The sequence below is a fragment of the Sphingomonas sp. genome (assembly GCF_019242355.1).
Taxonomy (GTDB): Bacteria; Pseudomonadota; Alphaproteobacteria; order Sphingomonadales; family Sphingomonadaceae; genus Sphingomicrobium.
Genome location: NZ_JAFAVR010000272.1, coordinates 1 through 13,891, shown reverse-complemented (window position 1 = coordinate 13,891; position 13,891 = coordinate 1). Strand labels below are relative to the sequence as shown.

The following is a 13,891-nucleotide window of genomic DNA, read 5'->3' as shown; positions in this document are numbered from 1 at the left end:
GTTCGCGAGCGGCTGGGCGACAGCTACGGCGTCAATGTCGCCAGCAATCAGTCCTCCACCTTCACTGGCTACGGTTATCTGTCCGTCGCGGCGGTGGTCGCGCCCGGCAAGGTCGATGAGGTGCAAAAGGCGATCGCCGACGCCGCGGCCGAGCTTCGCGACAAGCCCATCAGTTCGGATTTGCTGGACCGCGCCCGCAACCCCGACCTCGACAAGGCGGATCAGGCGATGCGGGACAACGGGTTCTGGCTGACGGTACTTGCAAGGGCGCAGAGCAAGCCGGATCGGCTCGATCGCATCCGCCAGCTGAAGAGCCTGCTCCAGTCTACGACCCCGGCCGACCTCCAGGCGCTCGCCCGGAAATATCTGCGTCCCGACCAGGTGCAAGACGTGCGGATCGTCAGCAGCAAGGCCGTGACGACCGCATCGCGCTGACGGTCAATTGCGATAGCGCGGCGGCTCGCCTATAGGCCCGCTCCTTCCAGTTCCTGTTGGAGTGATGCTCAGCCGATGGCTCGCCGCCGCCAGATCTACGAGGGCAAGGCTAAGATCCTCTACGAGGGTCCCGAGCCCGGAACCCTGATCCAGTATTTCAAGGACGACGCGACGGCGTTCAACGCGCAGAAGCGCGGGACGATCAGCGGCAAGGGCGTCATCAACAACCGCATTTCCGAGCATATCTTCACCTCGCTCGCGGCGATCGGCGTCCCCACCCACTTCATCCGCCGCCTCAACATGCGTGAGCAGCTGATCCGCCAGGTCGAGATCATCCCGATCGAGGTCGTGATCCGCAATGTCGCCGCCGGCTCGCTTTCCAAGCGCCTCGGGATCGAGGAAGGCACGCAACTCCCCCGCACGATCATCGAATATTATTACAAGGACGATGCGCTCGGCGACCCCATGATCGCCGACGAACATATCGCCTGCTTCGGCTGGGCGACCCAGGAGGAAATGAACGACATCGCCGACATGGCGATCCGCGTGAACGACTTCCTTTCGGGCATGTTCGCGGCGATCGGAATTCGCCTCATCGACTTCAAGCTCGAGTTCGGGCGCGTCTGGGACGGCGACTATGCTCGGGTTATCCTCGCGGACGAGATCAGCCCCGACGGCTGCCGGCTGTGGGACATCAAAACCAACCAGAAGCTCGACAAGGACCGCTTCCGGCAGGATCTTGGCGGAGTCGAGGAAGCCTACCAGGAAGTCGCGCGGCGGCTCGGCTTGCTCCAGCCGGAGGAGGAATCCGCGGTTCTCGACCTCGACAGCCACAGGAAGAAACGGGGCAAGTAAGGCCGACTGCATCGGCTAGCGCGGACTTGACCCGGGGGCTGCCTTCTTCCTTCCTGTGCATGTGGGGGACGAGTCGGCATTCCTGAAGCTAGACAGGCAGGCCCAGGCTCAAGGCCAGGGTGACAGCTGGTTAGTCACCGCCGTCCGCTGGACCGGCTGGAGCCTTGCCGCCGCGACCTGGGTCAGCGGCGCCCTGTTCGGCCTTTACATCCTGCTTTTCTTCGGCGGAGCGGCTGCACATGGCGCGCTCGACCGCTGGAACGAGTCGCTTGATCATCTGCATCCTGTCAACGCTCCGGCGGCGACGGCCGGCATCGGCTTCCACTTCCTTGCGGGCGGCCTGCTCCTGATCCTTGGGCCGATCCAGCTCATCGGCGGGATTCGTCGCGCGGTCCCTGCCTTCCACCGCTGGCTCGGCCGTCTCTATGTCCTGTCAGCGGGCATCGCCGGTGCCGGCGGCCTCACCTTCATCCTTGCGAACGGCACGGTCGGCGGCCCAGTGATGAGCACCGGCTTCGGCCTCTATGGCGCTCTGGTCGTCACTGCCGCCATGGTGAGCTACGTCCATGCCCGCGCCCGGCGCCTCGAAACCCACCGCGCCTGGGCGATCCGCCTGTTCGCGCTCGTGGTCGGTTCCTGGCTCTACCGAATGGAATATGCCTTCTGGTTCATGGCGATCGGACGCGCCGGTCACACGACCAGCTTCCATGGCCTGTTCGACCATGTGATGACTTTCTTCTTCTACCTGCCAAACCTCGCCGTCGCCGAACTGTTCATCCGCTCGCGCAGCGGCTCCGGCAGCAACGCCACGAAGGCCGGCGCCTGCGCCGTCCTCCTCGGCGCCACCGCCTTCGTCGTCACCGCAACGACCTATTTCACGGCCAACTATTGGGGTCCCGGGATGGTCAGCGGCATCACCGGAGCACCGCTCTAGCGCTCCGGGCCCCATTCGACCGATTGCGGACGAAGACTCGTGCAAGAACTGGCACTCAAATCATTCGACAGAAGGCTGGCGCGTCGGCGCCTCCGCAAACATCGGGCTTGGTATGCGTGGCTTTCCAGTAGCTGACGAGGCCGAGATGCTTCACGACCGCCGGAAAGCTCGGATCGTTCAAGGATCCGCGCATGCTGCGGTGCCAGAATAGCCAGGGCCTCTCCCCCGCGGCGAGCAGGGCCTCGTGGCTTGCGCCGAGAGCCCCCAACATCGTCGCGACCGTTTCTCTTTGTTCGTCCGTCGCAAGCGGCAGCAGCGCGTGGATCGCCTTGCCCTTCTCTTTGGGATCGCCCGATGCCAGCGCCTGATAACCTGCAAGCAAAGCGCCCCGCTCGGCTTCGGGCATATGAAACCGCGGATCCCGAAGAGCGGCGATGGCCTGCGCATAATCACCCGTCTCGGTGCCCTCGGCGATTGCGAGGGATTGTGCGAGCATCGGATCTTCGCTGAGCTCGATTGCGGTATCGATATGCGACTTCGCCTCGCCGGCATCGCCTGTCGCAATAAGTGTCGTCGCCAGGGAGATTTGCGAGTCTGGCCAGAGGGAAAGCATGTCCGTCGCGGCGCGGAACTGTTCGACAGCCTCGTCAAGACGTCCAACCTGGCTCAATGTCAGGCCATAGCCGTAATGCTCGCAGCCGCAGTCGAGCGGCTTCGCGGCGATTGCGCTCTTGAACAAGGCTTCCTGGCTCGGCCAGTCGTGGGGGTCGATCAGATAAGCCTTATGAGCCAGGGCCTCGCTGTTTTTCGGATCGAGGGCGAGCGCTCTGGCTTCAGCCTGGAGGCCTGACGTGCGCAATTCCGCCGCGTTCCCGGCCCCGGCCGCCACCGCCTGCATGAACCCGTTCGCCACGGCGGACCATCCCCAGGAGAAGTCGGGGACCGCAGCAACGACCCTTTGGGCCGGAAGCAGTGTCTTGCTCCCTCCATAGGCCCAATATTCCTGACAATATTGCATGTAATTGCTCAGAACTGAGTCTGGCAGCGCCTTGTGATAGGTTGAGGTCCCGAACAGTCCGCAACGGACAACGGTGCCCGCATCGACCGCGATCCGGTGGGGCACTTTCGCCAGCTCACTTGCCGGATAATCCTTGCTGTCCGACCAAAGGATCACCCCCGATCTCTCGTTCTTGAACTGGGTGATCACTCGGATCGTGTTGCCAATGCGATTGATCGTCCCGCCGAGCGCATACGCTGGTCCGGAGCCGCCTGATGCCGCGGAGGCAGTCGAAACGCCGATGACTCCATCGGCGTTAAAGGCGGCGATGATTTCCGTGCCAATCGCTTCGTGGAGGGTTACGGGCAGGACAGGCGACAAGGATCGAAAGTCGGCCAGGCGCACCGTCATGCTATGTGCTGCCGCGGAGGACGGACGAAGCCACCACCAGGCTCCCGCGGCGATCACCAACAAAGACAGTCCCCCGGCTATCGCCAGCCGATGACGTCCGTGAACAGATGTGCGGCGGAGAGCGCGCGCGGTGGCCACGGCGCGAGCGGACTCGTCGCCGGCGTCGTCGCGCGAAAGCTCCTCGACGCGGCTGACCAGAGAGTCGATCGACCTCTCCAATCCTTTGGAGGCTTCGATCCATTGGCGGGTCGAAAGCTCATAGGCGAATGCGTCGCTGGGCTCGACGTCTTCAATCCTCAGGGCGATCACGGGCACCCGGAAGCGGCTGGCGAGCGATAGTTCCTTCTTGATTTCGTCGCTGGTGTTGGCGGCTTTCGAAAACACCAGGACGAGGGCGGGCGCTTGTCTGAGGGAGCGTACGATCGCTTCCTGGTAGTTTTCGCCAGGAGCGACGTCGCGGGTCGAAATCCAGCACTGCGTGCCCCGGCGTTCAACGGCCTTGCATACGGCCAGCGCCTGCTTGCGATCAGCGGTCGCATAGCTAATGAACACAGGCCGCGGTCTTCGGCTCTCTTCGATCGCTACACGGCCCGGATCAGTCACGGCTTGCCCCCGGCTAAGCGCAAAAATGTAAAAAATATCAGCCCGAATGAGAAGCCCAAACGACCGCAGGCCATATCACCACTTCCTGCCCGGGGCGGATGCACCGCGAGAGCTGTCCTGCAAGCCGGCACGATGTGGAATGCAGAACATCACTGTCCTTTCGCAGCCTGCTTGTGCTTAAGCGCGACGATGATCTGCAGCCGGGACTTCGAGATTCTGCGCCGAAAACAGGCCATGCGAGCAAGCTCGTGCGGACGCGGGTGTAGGGCCGCCACATTCGCTGCGTTTCGACCGAAATGAGACTGAAGCGGGCCCGCGTCGTGACGATGAACTCGGCGCTTGGGCCGCTCGATTACCGCGTGCCCGACGGCATGCGGGTCGAGCCGGGCTCGGTCGTCATCGCGCCCCTTGGGCCTCGCCAGTTGCTCGGCGTCGCCTGGGAGGCTGATCGGCTGAAGACCGAAGAAGTCGGCGACAATCGCCTGCGTCCGCTTGCAGGCGTTCTCGACGTCCGCCCCATCGCTCCGCCCTTGCGCCGGCTTTGCGAATGGACTGCCGATTATTACCTCAGTCCGCTCGCCTCGGTGCTACGCATGGTCCTGCCCTCATCGGCCGCGCTGGACGGCCCGCGCCAGCTCACCGAGTACCGGCCAACCGGCCTGATTCCCAGCCGACTGACGCCGCAGCGCGAGCAGGCCCTCGGCCAGCTCGCGGGCCGCCAGGGCACAATCCGCGAGCTTGCTGACCATGCCGGCGTCAGCGACACCGTGATGCGCGGCCTTGCCAATGCCGGAGCACTTGAAGCCGTGGCGGTCGACGCGGACCGCGCGCTCGCCTGCCCCGACCCTGACTTCGCGCCGCCCAACCTTAACGACGACCAGCGCGAGGCGGCGGTTTCGCTCGCCGCCGCCGTCGGCAAGGGCTTCGACCCCGTCCTGCTCGACGGCGTCACCGGCTCCGGCAAGACCGAAGTCTATTTCGAAGCCATCGCCCTATGCCTCCGCCAAGGGAAACAGGCCCTCGTCCTCCTCCCAGAGATCGCGCTGACCGAGCCCTTCCTCAAGCGCTTCGAGAGCCGCTTCGGCTGCGCGCCCGTTGCCTGGCATTCGGGCCTGCGCTCGTCGGAGCGCCGCCGGGCATGGCGAGGGATCGCCAGCGGGGAGGCCGCCGTTACGGTGGGAGCGCGATCCGCCCTCTTCCTACCCTACCCCAACCTCGGCCTGATCGTCGTCGACGAGGCGCACGAGCCGACCTTTAAGCAGGAGGAAGGCGTGCAATATCATGCCCGCGACACTGCCGTGATGCGGGGCCTGTTCGAGGACATCCCGGTCATCCTCTCCTCGGCCACGCCTGCGATCGAAAGCCGACACATGGTCGAGGCAGGTCGTTATCGCGAGGTCAGCTTGCCGCAGCGGTTCGCCGGCGCGTCTTTGCCCGAGATGCGCGCCATCGACCTCACCCAGGACCCGCCGCCGCGCGGACGCTGGCTAGCACCCGGACTGGTGCGGGAGTTGGAGGCGAACCTTCAGCGCAGCGAGCAGTCACTGCTGTTCCTGAACCGCCGCGGCTTCGCCCCGCTGACCTTGTGCCGTCACTGCGGCCACCGCTTCCAATGCCCGAACTGCACGGCCTGGATGGTCGAGCACCGACTGATGCACCGCCTCGCCTGCCACCATTGCGGGCACGTCATGCCGCCGCCCAAGGCCTGCCCGGAGTGCGGCACCGAGGACAGCCTCGTTCCCTGCGGACCCGGCGTGGAGCGCATCGCGGACGAGGTCGCCGCGCTGTTCCCGGGGGCGCGAACGGCGATTGTCACTTCCGATACGATCTGGTCGCCGCTGAAGGCCGCGGAGTTCGTCGGCGCGATGGACGCGGGCGCGATCGACATCGTCGTCGGCACCCAGCTCATCACCAAGGGCTATCACTTTCCCAACCTGACCCTGGTCGGCGTGGTTGATGCCGATCTCGGTCTGGCTGGCGGCGACCTGCGCGCAGCGGAGCGCAGCTTCCAGCAGATCCAGCAGGTGGCCGGGAGAGCGGGCCGTGGGGACAAGCCGGGGCGCGTCCTCGTCCAGACCCACGATCCCGACGCTCCCGTCATCGCCGCGCTGGTGTCAGGCGATGTCGCCGGGTTTTATTCAGCCGAGACCGATGCCCGTCGCGAAGCCGCAATGCCTCCCTTCGGCCGGCTCGCGGCGATCGTCGTCTCGGCCGAGGATGCGCTCGAGACCGAAGAAGTTGCCCGCCGCATCGGCCACTCCGCGCCCGAGGTCGAAGGCATGGCTGTCTACGGACCTGCGCCGGCGCCGCTCGCCATGCTTCGTGGCCGCCACCGGCAGCGACTGCTGGTCCACGCCCGCCGGAGCCTCGATGTCCAGGACGTGATCCGCGACTGGCTCGCCGCCAACGCCTGGAGCAGCCGGGTCCGGGTCAGCGTGGACGTCGATCCCTATAGCTTCCTTTGACAAAGTCTTGCGAAACAGCTGCTTGCGCGCCGCGCACGGGCGATTAGTCTCTCTGCTTGCTCGGGGACGATTGGGGGACTTCATGCGAATTGGTTGGGTAGCATCATTGGCGATCGTTGCGTCGATCTGGTCGGCACCTGCCGCCGCGACATGGAATGAAGCCATCAGCAAGCATTTTCATGTCTATGCCGACGAGAGTCCCGACGACCTAAAAGCCTTCGCGACCAAGCTGGAACGTTTCGATGCCGCCGTTCGCCAGGCGCGCGGCACCCCGGACGTGGATGCGGGCGCATCAACCCAGGTCACCGTCTATGTCCTGCGCGATATCGCGGCAATCCGGAACATTTACGGAGATCGCGACTCCGGAGTCGCCGGCTTTTACGTGCCGCGCGCCACCGGCTCAGTGGCGTTCGTCCCGCGCGCCGGCGAAGTGGGAACCTACGAACTCAGCGCCGAGTCCATCTTCTTCCACGAATATACGCACCATCTGATGCTCGAGGACACGGATCGGCCGCTGCCGACCTGGCTCGTCGAAGGATTCGCCGAGTTCTTCGCCGTGCCGCGCTTCGAGAGCAATGGAGGCGTCACCCTAGGTCTACCGCCAAGATATCGGGCGGAAGTCCTTTATGACCAGGGCATGGGCGGGCTTTCGCTCCCTCGAATGCTGGCAGGCGACTATACGACACTCGACGAGCTTCAGTTCGAGTCGCTTTACGGTCGAGGTTGGCTTCTCACGCACCTCCTGTCGTTCGATCTCAAGCGGCGTGGGCAATTGTCGAAATACATCGACGAAATCTCCGCCGGCAAGCCGGCACTCCAGGCCGCCACGGATGCGTTCGGGGACCTGAATCAGCTCGATAGGGAGCTGAACGCCTATTTCAAGGCGGACAAGTTCACGGTCGCAACGATCCCAGCGTCCGCCCTGCACCTGCCGCCGATCGAAGTGCGCCCGCTAAGCCCGGCAATGGCCGAACTGATGGACACGAAGATCAGGTTCGCTCGCGAGGGAAAACGATACACGGCGCCGACGCTGGTGGGCCGGGCGCGATCCGTGGTCCAGCGCTATCCGGCCGATGCCCAGGCCGCGACGTTGCTCGCCCAGATCGAGAATTCGGCCAAGCAATATGATGCGGCCGCGAGGGATGCCGATACGGCGCTCAAGCTCGATCCGCGATCAGAGCAGGCCGAACTTGCCAAGGGCGAAGCCCTGATGAACATCGCCAAGGCGAATCCGACGACTGCGGACTGGAACGGCGTGCGGACGGTTCTCAGCACCGCGAACCGCATGGACGTCGAGGATGCGCAACCCCTGATCCTGTTCTTCCGAAGCTATAGCGCTGCGAACCAACAGCCGACGAGCAATGCGATCGACGGCCTTAAGTACGCAATTCTGCTAGCGCCGCAGGACGCCAAGCTACGGCTCGAGGCGGTGGGCGCGTTCCTGAAGGGCAATCGGCCGGCGGATGCCCGGGAAGTTCTGCTGCCGCTTGCCTATAGCCCTCACGCCGGCAAGTCTCACGATGCGGTCCGCAAGATTCTGGATCAGATCGACGCCAAGAACATCCCACAGGCAATCGTGGCCTGGCAGGCGGCGGAGAAGCTCTACGACGACGATTGAGACGCCAGGCGGTTCTCGCGGGACCACATCGGCCGTTTCAGCTCGCCCTTCCGGATCGCGAGCCACAGCAGCCACAGGCCGAACAGGGTCGCGACGACGATGCAGATCAGTGACGCCTCGAGACCGAAGCCGTTGCCGGTAAGCAGCGGATCGCCTGCAAGGCGGGCGACAACGATGCCGTGGACCTTGGTGCCCGACACCGGAATGTCCCAGATCTCGCCCTGGGCGAAGTTCCAGGCCGCGTGCAGGCCCATCGGCAGCCATAAGCTCCGGGTCAGCATGTAGGCTGCGCCGAGCATCACTCCGGCTTCGAAGGCGATGCCGACGGCCGCGATAGGGGAGGCGTTTGGGTTCATCAGGTGGGCGGCGCCGAACAAGCCGGACGTTACGAACAGCGCCAACCAGCTGCCGCCGAATTCCTCGATCCAGCGGAACAGGATGCCTCGGAACAACATCTCTTCATTGATTGCGGGGAAGATCGCAGAGGCGGTCAGGGCTGGCAGCAGGCCGCTGAAATCGCCCTCGCCCGTGATCCGGTAGACGCCCAGAAGAGCGGCAACGGCCACCGACGCGGAAAAGATCGCCAGTCCGCCGAACAGCCCGAGGCCGAGCCGGCGAAGCGCCGCTGGATCGCGATAATCGTTCCGTGGATATCTACCGAGACGGCGAATGACCAAGAGGTAGGCAGCGACCAGCAAGATCATGGCGATCAGGTCGAACTTCATCTCCTGCGAGAAACCCGGGATCGCCGGCAGAACGAATTCCGCAAGAAGCACGCACGCCGTGAAGCATAACAGTACGACAAGGATCGCGATCACCATCGCGACCAGTGGAAACTGGACGATCCGCTTCCACGTCGGCCGCTGCTCTGCGACACTTCGCTCGATCAATCCGGTCATCGCAGCCCCCTGGTTCCGGATTGAGCCCAAGTCCGGAAGTCACGCAAGCGGCTATTCGACCAGCGGCAACTCCGGCGCCGCTGGCACATGGCCCTCGGCCGCGAGCAGTTGCCGCTTCCGGTCGAGCCCGCCGGCATAGCCGCCGAGCGAGCCGTCGCTGCGGATCACGCGGTGACAGGGGATCAGCACTGCGACATGGTTGTCGCCATTGGCCGACCCGACCGCTCGAACCGCCGTCGGCTGGCCGATTGCCGCCGCGATCTGAGCGTAGCTGCGGGTCTCGCCCGGCGGGATTTTGCGGAGCTCGCTCCAAACCGCCTCCTGGAAGGCCGTGCCCGCGACGTCGATCGGCAGGTCATGAGCGGCGTTCGGCTGTTCGACTGCCGCCAGTGCGCCCTGGACGAGATCCCGCATCGAACCGTCATCCTCAATGATCTCGGCCCTCGGGAACAGGAGTCGCAGCGAGCCGACGCTATCGTCGAACGTCAGCCGGCAGATGCCCTTCGACGTGGCCGCAACCAGCATCGGCCCGAGCGCGCTGTCGACGATCGTCCAGCGGATGATTGCCCCGCGCCCGCCGTCGCGCCATGCCGATGGTGTCATTCCAAGCCTCTCCTTCGCATCGCTGTAAAAGCCGCTCGGCGCGGCATAGCCGGCATCGTAGACCGCGTCGGTCACTCGTCCTTCGGCCTTCAGTGCCGCCTCGCCGCGGCGGTTGCGCAGAGCCCGTGCATATCCCGCGGGCGAGATGCCGAGGTCGCGTTTGAACAGGCGCTGAAAGTGATGGGGGGCGTAGCCGACGGCGGCCGCGAGCTCGTCGAGGTTCATCGTCTCCTCCGATTGCTCGATGAGCCTAATGGCGATCGCGATCGCTTCCCGGTCGCGGCCGATCTCATCGGGCGTGCAGCGCATGCAGGCGCGATAGCCGGCTGCCCGGGCCTCCTCGCCAGATGCGAAGAACTCAACATTCTCGCGTTTCGGTCGTCGCGCCGGGCAGCTTGGCTTGCAGTAGATGCCAGTGCTTCTCACCGCTCCGATGATCTTGCCGTCCCAGGCGCGGTCACGCCGCTCGAAGGCGGCCCACGCGGCGTCGCTGTCCATAAGTTCACTCGACATGGTGCTCTTATAGCGCGAGGTTCGGTCCGCCCGCATCCGTCAGCTTGCGGTCAAACCGAGCAGCCGCCTTGCATCGCCGCGCACCCCTTGCTACGGGCGCGCCAACCCATGGGGGCGTGCGGGGTAAGCCTCGACAAGCGCCCCATTTTTTCGCTCCGTTCTTCGCATGGGGGCGGGGCACTTCAAAGTTCTGGAGCTTTTCGCGCGTGGAGACATCCGGCGGCATTCGGGCCAGCTTAGCAGGGCGCTACGCGTCGGCCCTGTTCGACCTGGCGCGCGATCAACGGCAGATCGACAGCGTCGGCCGCAGCCTCGATGCGCTCGATCAGGCCCTCGCCGATTCGAAGGACTTCGACGAGCTGGTGTCGAGCCCGCTGGTTTCGCGCGAGGAGGCCGGCAAGGCATTCGCAGCGCTCGCTCCACAGCTCTCGCTCGATCCGGTCACGGCGAATTTCGTCGGCGTCCTCGCCCGCAACGGCCGCAAGGGCGAGCTCCGCTCCGTCATCCGCGCATTCCGCCGCCTGGCCGCCGAGCATCGCGGCGAGACGACGGCCGAAATCGTGACCGCGCGGCCGCTCAACGACGACCAGGTCGCACAGCTGAAGCAGCAGCTTCGCACCCGCGCCGGCCGCGACGTCAATCTCGACATGAGCGTCGACCCCGCAATCCTCGGCGGAATCGTCGTCAAGCTGGGCAGCCAGCGCATCGACGCCTCCATCCGCACCAAACTCAACCGTCTCGCTTCCGCGATGAAAGGCTAAGCAACACCATGGATATCCGCGCCGCTGAAATCTCCCGCGTCATCCGCGACCAGATCGCGAATTTCGACGCCGAAGCCGAGGTCTCGGAAGTCGGCACCGTGCTGTCGGTCGGCGACGGCATCGCCCGCATCTACGGCCTCGACAACGTCCAGGCCGGCGAGATGGTCGAGTTCGAGAATGGCACCAAGGGCATGGCGCTCAACCTCGAGGCCGATAACGTCGGCGTCGTGATCTTCGGTTCGGATGCCGAGATTTCCGAGGGCTCGACCGTCAAGCGGACCGGCACCATCGTCGACGTTCCGATCGGCAAGGGCCTGCTTGGCCGCGTCGTCGACGCGCTTGGCAACCCGATCGACGGCAAGGGGCCCATCGAGGCCACCGAGCGCCGCCGCGTCGAGGTCAAGGCGCCCGGCATCATCCCGAGGAAGTCGGTGCACGAGCCGGTGCAGACCGGTCTCAAGGCGCTCGACGCCCTCGTCCCGATCGGCCGCGGCCAGCGCGAACTGATCATCGGCGACCGCCAGACCGGCAAGACCGCCGTCGCCCTCGACACCTTCATCAACCAGAAGCAGGCCAACGCCGGAAACGACGAGAAGGACAAGCTCTACTGCATCTACGTCGCGGTCGGGCAGAAGCGCTCGACCGTCGCTCAGATCGTCCGCGCGCTCGAAGAGAATGGCGCGATGGAATATTCCATCGTCGTCGCCGCGACCGCCTCCGAACCGGCGCCGCTGCAGTTCCTCGCGCCCTACACCGGCTGCGCAATGGGCGAATATTTCCGCGACAACGGCATGCACGCCGTCATCGTTTACGACGACCTTTCGAAGCAGGCCGTCGCCTACCGCCAGATGTCGCTGCTGCTGCGCCGTCCGCCGGGCCGCGAAGCTTATCCGGGCGACGTCTTCTACCTACACAGCCGCCTGCTCGAGCGCGCAGCCAAGATGAACGACAGCCTCGGCTCCGGGTCGCTGACCGCGCTCCCGGTCATCGAGACGCAGGCGGGCGACGTTTCGGCCTACATCCCGACCAACGTCATCTCGATCACCGACGGACAGATCTTCCTCGAGACCGACCTCTTCTACCAGGGCATCCGCCCGGCGATTAACGTCGGCCTGTCGGTCAGCCGTGTCGGCTCGGCCGCGCAGACCAAGGCGATGAAGAAGGTCGCCGGCTCGATCAAGCTGGAGCTCGCTCAGTATCGTGAAATGGCCGCATTCGCCCAGTTCGGCGCGGATCTCGACGCCTCGACCCAGCGCCTGCTGGCCCGTGGCGCGCGCCTCACCGAGCTCCTCAAGCAGGGCCAGTATCAGCCGATGCCGGTCGAGGAGCAGGTCGCCTCGATCTACGCGGGAACGCAGGGCTTCCTCGACACAGTCGAGGTGCGCGACGTGACCCGCTACGAAGCGGCAATGTTGAGCTACCTGCGCTCGGACAAGCCGGAAGTGCTCGCCAAGATCCGCGATACCAAGGCGCTCGACGACGACACCGCCGCTGCCCTGAAGGACGCGCTCACCGCGTTCGGCAAGCAGTTCGTTTAAGGACGGCGTAGCAATCCATGGCGAGCCTCAAGGCACTCAAGCTCCGCATCGGCTCGGTGAAGTCGACGCAGAAGATCACCAAGGCGATGAAGATGGTCGCCGCGGCGAAGCTGCGCCGTGCCCAGCAGCGCGCGGAGTCCGGGCGGCCCTATTCGGCGCGAATGACCGACGTCGTCGGCTCGCTTGCCGGGCGCATTACGCCGGGCCCGCAAAGCCCGAAGCTGCTGTCGGGCACAGGCAAGGACGACACGCATCTCATCATCGTCGCGACCAGCGACCGCGGACTCGCGGGTGCGTTCAACACGAACGTCGTTCGTGCCGCCCGGCGGTTCGCCGACGAGCTGACCGCGCAGGGCAAGACGGTGCTGTTCTATATCGTCGGCCGCAAGGGCCGGCCCGTGCTGCAGCGCTTCTACCCGAAGTCGATCATCGCCCAGTTCGACACCAGCGAGATGAAGGCGCCGAGCTACGCCGACGCGCAGGCGATCGCGAAGGACATCGTCGACCGCTACGTGACTGACGGCATTGACGTCGTTCACCTCGCCTATGCGAACTTCCGCTCGACGCTTGTCCAGGAACCGACGATCGACCAGATCATCCCGGTCCCTGCCCCGTCAACGGCCGAAGGCGGTGCTGCGGTGTCGCTGGCCGCCGTCGAATATGAGCCCGACGAGGAAGAGATCCTCGCCGACCTGATCCCGCGCAACATCGCGGTGCAGATCTATCGCGCGCTACTCGAGAATCAGGCCGGCTTCTACGGCTCGCAGATGACCGCGATGGACAATGCGACGCGCAACGCCGGCGACATGATCAACCGCCTCACCATCCAGTACAACCGCAGCCGCCAGGCCGCGATCACGACCGAACTGGTCGAAATCATCTCGGGCGCCGAAGCGCTCTAACCCGATACGAAGGCAAGGAAGACAGACATGGCCACCGCCGCTGACACCCTCAACGCTCCGCAGACGAGCAACCTCACCGGCCGCGTCGCGCAGGTCATCGGCGCCGTCGTCGACGTCGCTTTCGACGGCGAGCTGCCGCCGATCCTGTCCGCGCTCGAGACCGAGAATGGCGGCAACCGCCTCGTCCTCGAGGTCGCCCAGCACCTCGGCGAGAACACGGTCCGCACCATCGCGATGGATTCGAGCGACGGCCTGGTCCGCGGCCAGGAAGCGGTCGACACCGGCGCGCCGATCTCGGTGCCGGTCGGTCCGGCGACGCTCGGCCGCATCGTCAACGTCGTCGGCGAGCCGGTCGAC

The 13,891-nt window shown here is 65.2% G+C and carries 11 protein-coding genes and 1 pseudogene; 9 read left to right on the top strand and 3 right to left on the bottom strand.

Annotated features, from left to right (window positions below):
- From JOZ79_RS13150 to JOZ79_RS13140, 3 genes are all read left to right on the top strand, one after another.
- Positions 1–435: insulinase family protein (locus JOZ79_RS13150; RefSeq protein ID WP_294074988.1), on the top strand; the 435-nt coding region annotated here is incomplete at its 5' end.
- Between the two features lie 75 nt (positions 436–510).
- Positions 511–1,290 (top strand): phosphoribosylaminoimidazolesuccinocarboxamide synthase, encoded by a 780-nt coding sequence (gene purC / locus JOZ79_RS13145; protein WP_294074985.1) that lies wholly within the window; start codon positions 511–513, stop codon positions 1,288–1,290.
- A 61-nt stretch (positions 1,291–1,351) separates the two neighbouring features.
- Positions 1,352–2,224 carry a DUF2306 domain-containing protein gene (locus JOZ79_RS13140; RefSeq protein WP_294074983.1) on the top strand — a complete coding sequence of 291 codons (873 nt, stop codon included), beginning with the start codon at positions 1,352–1,354 and terminating at the stop codon, positions 2,222–2,224.
- 55 nt (positions 2,225–2,279) lie between these two features.
- Here JOZ79_RS13140 and JOZ79_RS13135 read toward each other — a convergent pair whose 3' ends face one another.
- Entirely contained in the window at positions 2,280–4,184 is a 1,905-nt protein-coding gene (locus JOZ79_RS13135) for a TIR domain-containing protein (RefSeq protein WP_294074981.1), read from the bottom strand.
- Positions 4,185–4,531: 347 nt separating this feature from the next.
- Between JOZ79_RS13135 and JOZ79_RS13130 the strand changes: the two genes are divergently transcribed.
- Both JOZ79_RS13130 and JOZ79_RS13125 read left to right on the top strand, forming a co-directional pair.
- Positions 4,532–6,700, top strand: coding sequence for a primosomal protein N' (locus JOZ79_RS13130; RefSeq protein WP_294074978.1), 2,169 nt, complete (start codon positions 4,532–4,534; stop codon positions 6,698–6,700).
- A 106-nt stretch (positions 6,701–6,806) separates the two neighbouring features.
- Entirely contained in the window at positions 6,807–8,318 is a 1,512-nt protein-coding gene (locus JOZ79_RS13125; protein ID WP_294074976.1) for a hypothetical protein, read from the top strand.
- On the opposite strand, the gene JOZ79_RS13120 is transcribed toward JOZ79_RS13125, so the two are convergent.
- Together JOZ79_RS13120 and JOZ79_RS13115 are read right to left on the bottom strand one after the other, a co-directional pair.
- Positions 8,303–9,217, bottom strand: coding sequence for a type II CAAX endopeptidase family protein (locus tag JOZ79_RS13120; protein ID WP_294074974.1), 915 nt, complete (start codon positions 9,215–9,217; stop codon positions 8,303–8,305). The two genes, JOZ79_RS13125 and JOZ79_RS13120, sit on opposite strands and share 16 nt — an antisense overlap.
- 51 nt (positions 9,218–9,268) lie before the next feature.
- Complete coding sequence (locus JOZ79_RS13115) at positions 9,269–10,333, bottom strand: methylated-DNA--[protein]-cysteine S-methyltransferase (RefSeq protein WP_294074972.1); 1,065 nt, start codon at positions 10,331–10,333, stop codon at positions 9,269–9,271.
- 206 nt (positions 10,334–10,539) lie between these two features.
- Here JOZ79_RS13115 and JOZ79_RS13110 point away from each other — a divergent pair, with 206 nt between their 5' ends.
- The 4 genes and pseudogenes from JOZ79_RS13110 to JOZ79_RS13095 all read left to right on the top strand — a co-directional run.
- A complete protein-coding gene (locus tag JOZ79_RS13110; protein ID WP_294074969.1) occupies positions 10,540–11,094 on the top strand; it encodes a F0F1 ATP synthase subunit delta in 555 nt (184 codons plus the stop codon).
- Between the two features lie 8 nt (positions 11,095–11,102).
- Positions 11,103–12,632: a F0F1 ATP synthase subunit alpha gene (gene atpA / locus JOZ79_RS13105; protein WP_294074967.1), complete on the top strand. Its 1,530-nt coding sequence runs from the start codon at positions 11,103–11,105 to the stop codon at positions 12,630–12,632.
- Between the two features lie 17 nt (positions 12,633–12,649).
- Positions 12,650–13,534: a F0F1 ATP synthase subunit gamma gene (locus tag JOZ79_RS13100; protein WP_294074964.1), complete on the top strand. Its 885-nt coding sequence runs from the start codon at positions 12,650–12,652 to the stop codon at positions 13,532–13,534.
- Positions 13,535–13,561: 27 nt separating this feature from the next.
- Positions 13,562–13,891, top strand: a pseudogene (locus JOZ79_RS13095) (F0F1 ATP synthase subunit beta); the annotation flags it as partial.

Bases quoted from the DNA above. Each gene is read 5' to 3' on its own strand.
- JOZ79_RS13115 (WP_294074972.1), bottom strand. From the start codon at position 10,333: ATGTCGAGTGAACTTATGGACAGCGACGCCGCGTGGGCCGCCTTCGAG.
- JOZ79_RS13130 (WP_294074978.1), top strand. From the start codon at position 4,532: ATGAGACTGAAGCGGGCCCGCGTCGTGACGATGAACTCGGCGCTTGGG.
- atpA (WP_294074967.1), top strand. From the start codon at position 11,103: ATGGATATCCGCGCCGCTGAAATCTCCCGCGTCATCCGCGACCAGATC.
- JOZ79_RS13100 (WP_294074964.1), top strand. From the start codon at position 12,650: ATGGCGAGCCTCAAGGCACTCAAGCTCCGCATCGGCTCGGTGAAGTCG.
- JOZ79_RS13120 (WP_294074974.1), bottom strand. From the start codon at position 9,217: ATGACCGGATTGATCGAGCGAAGTGTCGCAGAGCAGCGGCCGACGTGG.
- purC (WP_294074985.1), top strand. From the start codon at position 511: ATGGCTCGCCGCCGCCAGATCTACGAGGGCAAGGCTAAGATCCTCTAC.